We start from the raw sequence: 7,114 nt of genomic DNA, 5'->3' as shown, positions 1-7,114 counted from the left end.
GAGATCGAGGCGATCGACAGCGGCTACCGTTCGGCCATGTCGGTGCAGTCGTCGCTTGCGATGTATCCGATCTACGCCTTCGGCTCGGAGGAGCAGAAGATGCGCTTCCTGCCGAAGATGGCGGGGGGCGAGCTGATCGGCTGCTTCGGCCTGACGGAGGCCGACGGCGGCTCGGACCCGGCCTCGATGAAGACCAAGGCCGTCGCGGTCGAGGGCGGCTATCGCCTGAACGGCGCCAAGTACTGGATCACCAACAGCCCCATCAGCGACCTGGCGATCGTCTGGGCCAAGCTGGACGACACCATCCGCGGCTTCATCGTCGAGCGCGGCATGGACGGCTTCACCACCGACAAGATCGGCGACAAGCTGAGCCTGCGGGCCTCGATCACCGGCGACATCGGCCTGAACGACGTCTTCGTGCCGGAAGCCAACCTACTGCCGGGCGTGAAGGGCCTGCGCGGGCCGTTCTCCTGCCTGAACAAGGCGCGCTACGGCATCGCCTGGGGCGCGATGGGCGCGGCGGAGTTCTGCTTCCACGCGACGCGCGACTACGTCGGCGAGCGGATGCTGTTCGGCCGGCCGCTGTCGAGCCGCCCGCTGGTCCAGAAGAAGCTGGCCGACATGCAGACGGAGATCTTCCTGGGGCTGGAAGGCGCCTATGCGCTGGGCCGGCTGCTGGACACCGGCGCCTGGGTGCCGGAGGCCATCAGTCTGATGAAGCGCAACAACTGCGGCAAAGCGTTGGAAATCGCCCGCATCGCGCGGGACATGCATGGGGGCGCGGGGATCACGGGCGAGATGCACGTGATGCGCCACGCCATGAACCTCGAGACGGTGAACACCTACGAGGGCGCCCACGACGTCCACGCCCTGATCCTGGGCCGGGCGATCACCGGCCAGAGTGCGTTCTAGCGCTCTTCGGTCCCCGGCTCCTCGGCGCCGCCGGTGCTCAGCTCCGGCACATAGAGGCCGGTGGCGAAGCGGGCGATGAAGCCTGCCGGCCGGGTGCGCGGGCCGAAGCGGGCGCAGGGATCCGGATCGGGGATCGGGCGCGCCTCGCGGCCCTCGGCGGTCATGATCGCGGCCGCGTCGTCGGCGAAGGGCTCGGCGAACTGAAGGGCGTCACCGACGCGAGACAGGGACGGCGTGTCGGTGCCGACGGCGGTGGCCTGACGCGCCCAGGAGATGGCGGCGATCTGCCGGTCCTGGTCCAGCATCTCCGCCTCGGCGGCGAGCGCGCCCAGCCCTCCGGGGCGCACACCGATCGGCCCGGGAATGAACCAGGAGGCGGCGGCCGAGACCACGGATCCTGCCTGGCCCGTCGCCTCGATACGGGTCACCGCCGCCCGCACGCGGGGCGCGTCGGGGCGCGGCTCGGCGAGAATGTCGTAACGCTCTGAAAGCTCGTAGCAGAGCTGCCGGTCGACCTCGGCCAGGACGGCGGCGCGCTCCTCCTGGGACAGGCCCTGTCCGACCTGACCGGGCGGGTAGAGGGCGGCGGGCTCGATGAAGACAGCGGTCACGCCGACGAGCGCCGGCTGGTCTGCGCGCTCGCGGATGGCGACGCGCAGGGTGTCCGATCGCGGCGTCAGACCGCCGTAGCCGGTGAGAAAGCCGGCATCCCCCTGCTGGGCGGTGGCGCAGGCGCCGGTCAGGCCGGCCAGGCCGACGATGAGGGCCGCTCGTCTCATTCCAGCTCCTTGAAGGTCCCACAACCAATACGCGGGAAGGGACGCAAGAGATGCGAAACGCGACCTTAATATGCGCCGGCTAGGCTGACCGGATGGCCGGCCCAGTACATTTTGAAGTGTTCGCGCGCAGGACCGCGCAGTCCGGCTGGGCGCTCCAGCAGGCGACGGAGTCGCGCGAGCAGGCGATGCAGCTGGCCGAGGATCTGCTCTCTGACAAACGCGCCGTATCCGTCCGCGTCACCAAGGAGACGTTGGACGTCGAGACGATGGAGTTCATGAGCGTCACCTTGCTGACCAAGGGGGCGCCAGAGGCCGCAAAGCCCAAGCAGGTTCGCGACGACAGGCAGATGAACGCCTGCGCCGCTCCGCCCGACCTCTACACCCCGCTGGCGCGCGAACTGATCGGGCGGGTGCTCGAGGACTGGCTGGCGCGCAACCGGGTGACGCCGTTCGAGCTGCTGCACCGGCCGGACCTGATCGAGAAGCTCGAGGCCTCCGGCGTCGAGCTGCAGCACGCGGTGCAGAAGGTGGCCGTGCCGGAGAGCCAGGCCTCGGGCCAGCCCGTCCACGAGGTCATCCGCCACTATCAGCGATTGATCGAACAGGCGTCGGACCGGGTTCTCAAGTTCGGTCGCGGCGGCGGCTTTCCGGACCTGAACGGCCAGACGCTCGGGGACATCGCGCGCCGTCTGGCCGATGCGCCCGAACGGGCCTTCGTCATGGGCGGGGCGGTGGCCAAGGCGCTGGCGCCGGTGCGCGGCTGGCGCGCCAAGCTGGAAACCCTGATGGACCTGGCGGACACGGCGCCGGGCGAGGCCGGCCCGTCCGCCCTGGTGCATGTCGCCATCGAACAGATGACGCTGGAAATCCTGTCGGTGCGCGAGGGTCTGGCCGAGGTGCTCGGGCCGTCGCTGGACCTGGGCGGGCAACTGGCGGCCCTGGTCCGGATGGCCTCGCCGGCCGAGGTCGATGCGCTCGCCAAGGCGGACCCTACCCTGGCCGAGGTCATGCCGCCCCTGGAGGGACCGGCGCGCCGGCTCGGAGCGCGCATGGCGCAGGGCCAGTACAAGCTGCTGGCCGCCAGCCTGTCGCGGCGGGTGCTGCGCGAGCTGATGGGGCCGCGTCGGCTGCGTCCGCACGACGCCGCGGGAGAGATCGACATCCTGCGCGCGCTGGCCATGACGCTGACCGCCGCGGCCGGGCGGCTGCTGACCCTGGAGGAGACCCAACTCGCGTTCGCGGAGCGGTCCAAGGCCTTGGTCGGCGCCGACTTCGTGGAAAGCTACCTCGGGCGCGAGGCGCCTCCCCTGATGGAGGCGGCGGCCCTGGTGAGGCTGTGCGAGAATGTCACCGGCGCCTCGGCCAAGCGCAGCGCCGCGCGCTGGCTGGCGGCCTCGGTCACGGCGCTGAAGTTCGAACGCTCCCTGCGCGAGCCCAGCGTCGGGGTGACCCAGCGGCTGGCCAGCCTGGCCGAGCTTCAGGCCCGCACCCGCGCCTGCGAGCTCAACGACAAGGACGAGGCCGAAATCTGCGAAGCGCTCGGCCGTGTCGGCGGCGTCGTTGAGGCGGACGCCAGGTTCACCCTGCAGCTGGCCCGCGCCCCGGCCCCTCCTGTGCAGAAGCTGGGCGTTCTGCTGAAGCTGGCGGCCGGCGAGGGCTGTCCGCTCGGCCCGGCGGCCGAGCGGGCCAAGGCCGAGGCGCTGCGCCTGCTCAAGGCGCCCGAAACCCGCCAGGCCATCGCCGCCGACCCGCAGAGCCTGGGCGCGCTGAGGCCCCTGATCCAGGGGCTTGGACTGGCCGCCTAGACCTCGAACACCCGATAGGGCGTGTCGCCCAGCGTCTTCAGCACAGGCAGGGCCACATTGTAGACCGGCACGCCGCGCGCTGTGCGGCCTTCGGGACCGCCCCGGTGGGCGTGGCCGTGCACGACGAGCGAGACGTTCTCATAGCGGTCGATGGTCTCGCCCAGCCGCGAGGAGCCGAGGAAGGGAAAGATTTCCGGTGGCTCACCCATCACGGTCTCGACCACCGGTGCGTAGTGCAGGACGACGACCGAACGCTCGGTGCGCAGCATCCGGATCGAGTTCTCGATGGCGTTGGCGTCGTCCACCGCTTCCTGGACGAAGGCCTTGATCGAAGCCTCCCCGAAGGGGCTGAGCATGTAGCGGCCGAAGCCGCCGATGAAGCCCTTGCCGCCGGCGAAGCCGACGCCGCCGATCTCGCAGGCCTGGCCGTCGAGAATTCGGACGCCCGCCTCGCAGAGCAGTCGGGCGACCTCCTCGGGCTGGCCGCACTCGTGCTCGTGGTTGCCCAGCACGCCGACGATGGGGATGCGGCAGCCGTGGATGTCCTCCAGCAGGATCTCCACCTCGCGGGTCTTGCCGTAGTTGGTCAGGTCGCCGCAGAGCACCAGCACGTCGGCGTCATGGTGGACCTTGCCGAACAGGTCGCGGTGAGGCCGGTCGTGGGCCTCGCCCACATGCAGGTCGCCGACGGCCGCGACGCGAAGGCGCTCGCCGGGCCCGGGCGCAAGACCCGGCTGGGGCGTCTGCGGATCATGGTCAGGCGATGGGGTCATGTCGCTCCTCCAGTCCCTTGCCCACGACGTCGCCGTAGCCCCACTCGGTGATGGCGGTGACGTAGTCGCGCGCGCTGAACAGACGGCCGCGGCAGACTTTCACCCGGGCGGCCGGCAGATCGATCTGGGCCGTGAGGCGGGCGATGAGCTCCTCCATCAGCCAGCGGGGCACGAGGTCGCGCTCGGTCGGATAGGCGAAGCGGAAGTTGACGAGGTGAGCCAGCAACACCTCCCAGTAAGGCTCCATGGCCGACAGGAGTTTCCTCCAGTCGATCGCCTCGGCCTGCTTGAGGATGACGTGGGCCACGTCGGCGCCGTCGAAGCGATAGCGGTCCTGGATGAAGAATTTCGAGAGCAGCAGCGCGGTCGGAGGGGTGATCGCCACCTCGTGGCCGTAGACGGTGATGGTGTCCTGGCCGAACCAGTCGTCGGTGACCGCCACGGTCCCGTTCGACATGGCGAAAATCACGTCGAAGAAGTGCTTGCCCGACCAGACCTTGGCGATCCAGCGCTCGTCCTCGACGTCGGTCGTGTAGCCACGCGCCTGAAAGAAGGCGAGAATCTTCGGGTAGTCCCCGGCCTTGCAGAAGACGTCGAGGTCCTTGGTCGGGCGGCTGATCCCGGTATAGGCCGAAACCGCATAGGTGCCCGACAGCAGGAACGGGATGCCCGATTCCTTCAGGAGCTTCAGGCTCTCGGCGTAGAAGGCCTCCGCCTCGGGCGGCGGCTCGAAGACGGCGTCGTCGCAGACGTCTGACATGGAACCCCTGGCGCTGGGGCGCGCGAGGCCACGCCCTGGAGGGCAGGGGAACGGCTCGGCTTGGGGCCGGTTCCTAGGGGCGCTTCCTCAGTTCGTCGCGGATCTCGGTCAGCAGCGCCTCGGTCGCCGTCGGCGCAGCGGGGGCAGGATCGCCCTGTTCGGCCTGTTTGCGCCGCATGCGGTTGATGCCCTTGACCAGCAGGAAAACCACGAAGGCCACGATCAGGAACTGGATCAGGGTGTTGATGAAGGCGCCGTACTGAATGGCCACCTTCTCGACCGCCTCAGTCGCCGGGTCCTCGGGCTTGAGCACCCATTCCAGGCGGGAAAAGTCCACCTCGCCGAGCAGCAGGCCGATCGGCGGCATGACCACCTGGTCGACAAGGCTGGTGGTGATCTTGCCGAAGGCCGCGCCGATGATCACGCCGACGGCGAGATCAACGACATTGCCGCGCGCCGCGAACTCGCGGAACTCGGAGAAGAGACCCATCAGGCGTCGCCGGACAGGTTCAACCGTTCGCGCAGCTCCTTGCCGCTCTTGAAGAAGGGCACCGACTTGGCCGGGACGTGGACCGCCTCGCCCGTGCGCGGATTGCGGCCCTGGCGCTCGGGCCGCGAGCGGACCGAGAAGGCCCCGAAGCCCCGCAGCTCCACGCGCCCGCCCTCGACGAGCGCCTTGGTCATGCAGTCGAAGACGACCGCGACGATCTTCTCCACGTCCTTGTGGGTCAGGTGCGGATTTTCGGCCGCGAGCCGTTCGATGAGTTCCGACTTGATCATCTCACTCCATCCTACTCGAGGCCGCCCCCCGGCGAGCGTCAGTTAGCGGACATTAGCCGTCGCGTGGCGCGCGAAAAAGGGCCTATCGCGCTTAACGTCGATAAGAAAAGCCCCATCCGCGATCGCGGACGGGGCTTTAAGGCCTAGCTTAGTCCGACAGTCGACTTACGACTTGTCGTTCTGGCCACGCAGGGCGGCGCCCAGGATGTCGCCGAGCGAAGCGCCCGAATCCTGCGAGCCGTACTGCTCCACGGCGTCCTTCTCGTCCTTCATCTCCAGGGCCTTGATGGACACGGAGATACGGCGCGAGGCGCGGTCGACGGTGGTGACCAGGGCGTCGACGCGGTCACCCACGGCGAAACGCTCCGGACGCTGGTCGGCGCGGTCGCGCGACAGGTCGGACTTGCGGATGAAGGTCGAGACCGGCGCGTCGTCCTCGCCGAACTTGACCTCGATGCCGCCGGTGGTGACCTCGGTCACGGTGACCGTCACGGTCTGGCCCTTGACGTAGCTGTCGCCTTCCAGCGGGTCGCCGCCGAGCTGCTTGATGCCGAGCGAGACGCGCTCCTTCTCGACGTCGACGTCCAGCACCTTGGCCTTGACCATCTCGCCCTTGCGGTAGCGCTGGATGGCTTCCTCGCCCGACACGTTCCAGTCGATGTCCGACAGGTGGACCATGCCGTCGATGTCGTTGTCGAGACCCAGGAACAGGCCGAACTCGGTGGCGTTCTTGACCTCGCCCTCGACCGTCGAGCCGATCGGATGGGCGTCCAGGAAGGCTTCCCAAGGGTTGGCCTGGGCCTGCTTGAGGCCCAGCGAGATGCGGCGCTTGGAGGCGTCCACGTCCAGCACGATGACGTCCACTTCCTGCGAGGTGGAGACGATCTTGCCCGGATGAACGTTCTTCTTGGTCCAGGACATTTCCGAGACGTGCACCAGGCCTTCGACGCCGGCTTCCAGCTCCACGAAGGCGCCGTAGTCGGTGATGTTGGTGATGCGGCCGGTCATCTTGGCGCCCGGCGGGTACTTGGCTTCCACGCCGTCCCACGGGTCGGACTGAAGCTGCTTCATGCCCAGCGAGATGCGCTGGGTGTCCGGGTTGATCTTGATGATCTGGACCTTGACGGTGTCGCCGACGTTCAGGACCTGCGACGGGTGCGACACGCGCTTCCAGCTCATGTCGGTGACGTGCAGCAGGCCGTCGATGCCGCCCAGGTCAACGAACGCGCCGTAGTCGGTGATGTTCTTGACCACGCCTTCGCGGACTTCACCCTCGGCCAGCTGCGAGACCAGCTCGGTGCGCTG

At 68.7% G+C, this 7,114-nt stretch carries 8 protein-coding genes; 2 read left to right on the top strand and 6 right to left on the bottom strand.

Annotated features, from left to right (window positions below):
• On the top strand, positions 1 to 912 hold a 912-nt coding region (locus tag Q0M60_RS06390), incomplete at its 5' end, for an acyl-CoA dehydrogenase family protein (RefSeq protein WP_296817441.1).
• Here the strand turns inward: Q0M60_RS06390 and Q0M60_RS06385 are convergent.
• A complete protein-coding gene (locus tag Q0M60_RS06385) occupies positions 909 to 1,691 on the bottom strand; it encodes a DUF3313 domain-containing protein (protein WP_296817438.1) in 783 nt (260 codons plus the stop codon). The two genes, Q0M60_RS06390 and Q0M60_RS06385, sit on opposite strands and share 4 nt — an antisense overlap.
• Before the next feature lie 92 nt (positions 1,692 to 1,783).
• On the opposite strand from Q0M60_RS06385, the gene Q0M60_RS06380 reads away from it, so the two are divergent.
• Positions 1,784 to 3,496, top strand: a complete 1,713-nt coding sequence (locus tag Q0M60_RS06380) for a hypothetical protein (RefSeq protein ID WP_296817436.1) — start codon at positions 1,784 to 1,786, stop codon at positions 3,494 to 3,496.
• Here the strand turns inward: Q0M60_RS06380 and Q0M60_RS06375 are convergent.
• The 5 genes from Q0M60_RS06375 to Q0M60_RS06355 form a co-directional block, all read right to left on the bottom strand.
• Positions 3,493 to 4,269: a metallophosphoesterase gene (locus Q0M60_RS06375; RefSeq protein WP_296817433.1), complete on the bottom strand. Its 777-nt coding sequence runs from the start codon at positions 4,267 to 4,269 to the stop codon at positions 3,493 to 3,495. The genes Q0M60_RS06380 and Q0M60_RS06375 overlap by 4 nt on opposite strands.
• Positions 4,253 to 5,029 carry a hypothetical protein gene (locus tag Q0M60_RS06370; protein ID WP_296817430.1) on the bottom strand — a complete coding sequence of 259 codons (777 nt, stop codon included), beginning with the start codon at positions 5,027 to 5,029 and terminating at the stop codon, positions 4,253 to 4,255. Before Q0M60_RS06370 ends, Q0M60_RS06375 begins: the two co-directional genes overlap by 17 nt.
• 73 nt (positions 5,030 to 5,102) lie before the next feature.
• Positions 5,103 to 5,519: a large-conductance mechanosensitive channel protein MscL gene (mscL, locus tag Q0M60_RS06365; RefSeq protein ID WP_296817427.1), complete on the bottom strand. Its 417-nt coding sequence runs from the start codon at positions 5,517 to 5,519 to the stop codon at positions 5,103 to 5,105.
• Positions 5,519 to 5,809, bottom strand: coding sequence for an integration host factor subunit beta (locus tag Q0M60_RS06360; protein ID WP_296817425.1), 291 nt, complete (start codon positions 5,807 to 5,809; stop codon positions 5,519 to 5,521). The genes mscL and Q0M60_RS06360 overlap by 1 nt, the downstream gene beginning before the upstream one ends.
• 165 nt (positions 5,810 to 5,974) lie before the next feature.
• The coding region (locus tag Q0M60_RS06355) for a 30S ribosomal protein S1 (protein ID WP_296817422.1) at positions 5,975 to 7,114 on the bottom strand (1,140 nt) is incomplete at its 5' end.

Origin of the sequence: Brevundimonas sp., assembly GCF_024711105.1 — a bacterium.
Lineage (GTDB): Bacteria > Pseudomonadota > Alphaproteobacteria > Caulobacterales > Caulobacteraceae > Brevundimonas.
This window is presented reverse-complemented; position numbering and strand designations above follow the sequence as displayed.